1 protein-coding gene and 1 pseudogene are annotated in these 2,234 nt (G+C 74.4%); both read right to left on the bottom strand.

Annotated elements, in window-relative coordinates; all coding sequences use genetic code 11:
* Nucleotides 1–1,230 (bottom strand): annotated as a pseudogene (locus AXW62_RS39550) (hypothetical protein); the annotation flags it as partial.
* Between the two features lie 53 nt (nucleotides 1,231–1,283).
* A complete protein-coding gene (locus AXW62_RS39555; RefSeq protein ID WP_060948547.1) occupies nucleotides 1,284–2,144 on the bottom strand; it encodes a hypothetical protein in 861 nt (286 codons plus the stop codon).
* Nucleotides 2,145–2,234 lie beyond the last annotated feature (90 nt).

Here is a 2,234-nt window from a genome sequence, read left to right on the forward strand (position 1 = left end):
CGTCTCGGCGGCCTGCCAGGCGGAGTGCAGGGTGCGGGCGTCGCTCAGCTCACGGCGCTGCGCCGCGGCGCCCTTCTCGGCGGCGGCGAGCGCCAAGGAGGCGTGGCGGTAGGCGAGTTCGGCGGCGACGAGCTCGCTGCGGCGGCGTGCGCCCTCGGCGTCGGTGACGGCCTGCTCGGCGGAGGCGACCCGCTCGGCGAGTTCGGCGGCGCGCGCCCGCTCCTCCGCGCCGCGTGCGGACAGCCGCCGGGCGAGCGTACGGGTGCGGCGCTCGGCGCCCGCGTGCACTCCGCGGGCCTGTTCGCGCCGCTCCGCGGCGTCCGCGATGCGCTGGAGCAGATCGAGCGATCCGGCGGTGAAGTCGCGCTCGGCGGTCAGCTCGGCGCGGCGGCCGAGCTTGTGGGCGAAGCCGTGGACGAGGTCGGCGAGCCCGTCGGTGTCGCGGGTGTCGGTGACGGCACGCAACAGGAGGTCGGTGAAGTCGGAGTCGTTCTTGACCGCGAAGAGACCGGCGGCCTCGCCCTCGTCGGCGTTCATCTCCCGCTGGTAGCGGAAGAGTTCGGGGTCGAGGCCGAGTTCGCCGAGGTGTTCGTTCCAGCGTTCGTGGATCTCCACCCAGACCACGTCGAGGTGGGGGTACGCCTTCCCGGCCTCCGTAAGGGCGTCACGGAAGCCCTTCATGGTGCGGCGGCGGCCCCGCGCGGTGGAGGCGCCCTCGGCGGCGGGCCGCACCGCGGCGGACTCGGCGACCGGCAGCGAGTCCAGGCTCAGCCCGGGGCCGGGCCGGAAGGAGTACCACGCCTCGGCGAACTTCCGCGGGTCGTTGGAGACCTGACGGCCGCGCCATTCGCTGACCTTGCCGACGACGACGGTCTCGCCGGTGACGGTGTGCTGCCACTCCAGCGCGACATGCCCGCAGTCGTCGGCGAGCAGGAACTTGCGCAGCACACCGGAGCTGGCGCCGCCCAGGGTGTTGCGATGGCCCGGCAGCATCACCGAGAAGATCAGCTTGAGCAGGACGGACTTGCCGCCTCCGTTCTCCAGGAAGAGCACACCGGCGGGGGCCGGGCGGCGCGGCGGGCCGACCGGCTCCTCCTCGAAGAACTCCGCCTGGGTGGGTGCGGGGCTGGGCACCGGCTCGCCGACTCCGCGCAGGTCCAGCACGGTGTCGGCATACCGCGCACCGGCCGGCCCGATGGAGTAGAGGCGGACCCGGGACAGCTCGTACATGGCGGCGGACTCTCGTTGTCGAAAAGGGACGGGGTGTCGGGCGGGGCGGGGTGTCAGGAGTGGAAGGGCAGACCTGCGTCGGCCACCAGGTCGAGGTCGTCGCTCTCGTCCGGCGGCAGCAGGGTCGCGCTGCCGTCGCTGACGGGGACGATGCCGAGCTCCAGCAGCTCGGCCATGGCGGCGGAGGCCGCCATGTCGCGCACTTGGAGCTGATAGCGGGCAGTGGTGCGGTAGGTGCCGCCGGAGTCGTCACCGGTGCGCTGCAGAAACCCGGAGTCGACCAGGAAGGCGACGGCCTTGCCGATGATGCCGGTGGTGGATCCGGCGAGCCGGCGCGCGTCCTTGGTCGCGCCGGTGGCACTGCGCCGGGCGTACACCCGCCAGGCGGACTCCAGCCCCGGGGCCCCGGTGGCCGGGTCGCTGTTCTCCCCCTGTTCCTCGGCGCGCTCCTCCAGCCGCCGGCACGCCTGGCGGACGAAGGCGTCGACACCGTTGACGGTGACCCGGCCGATGTAGCCGTCGTCGGCGAGGTCCTCGGGGCGGGGGAACGCGAGGGCGGCGACGGCGAGATGGGCCAGACCGTGCAGGAAGCGGTCGGCGGAGTCGGTGGCGGCCCGGCGGGCGTAGTCGCCCATGCGGACGGCGAAGACGGAGTCCTCGGCGGCCGTCACCGCCATTCCGGCACGGGGCGACACCTCCAGCACGATGAGCCCGAGTCCGGCGGCGACGGCGTCGGCCAGGCGCGCGAACGCCGGTTCGTCGCGGTGCCGGCGCAGCAGCTCGGCGTACTCGGCGTCCCGCGCGGGCAGCAGCTTGGGCTGGAGTCCGAAGGCCACCAGCCGTGCGGCGTCGGCCGCGTCGGCGGGCGTCACCCCGGGGGCCTCCGGGGCGGGTGCCGGATCCGGCGGTGTCATCTCGTCGATGTCGTACTCGGTCACGGCTGAACCTCCTCGCGCGGGGCGGTCACACGGCTGGCTGGGGCCGACGCGGCAGCACCGGCCGGC

The organism is Streptomyces hygroscopicus subsp. hygroscopicus (genome assembly GCF_001553455.1).
Classification (GTDB): domain Bacteria; phylum Actinomycetota; class Actinomycetes; order Streptomycetales; family Streptomycetaceae; genus Streptomyces; species Streptomyces hygroscopicus.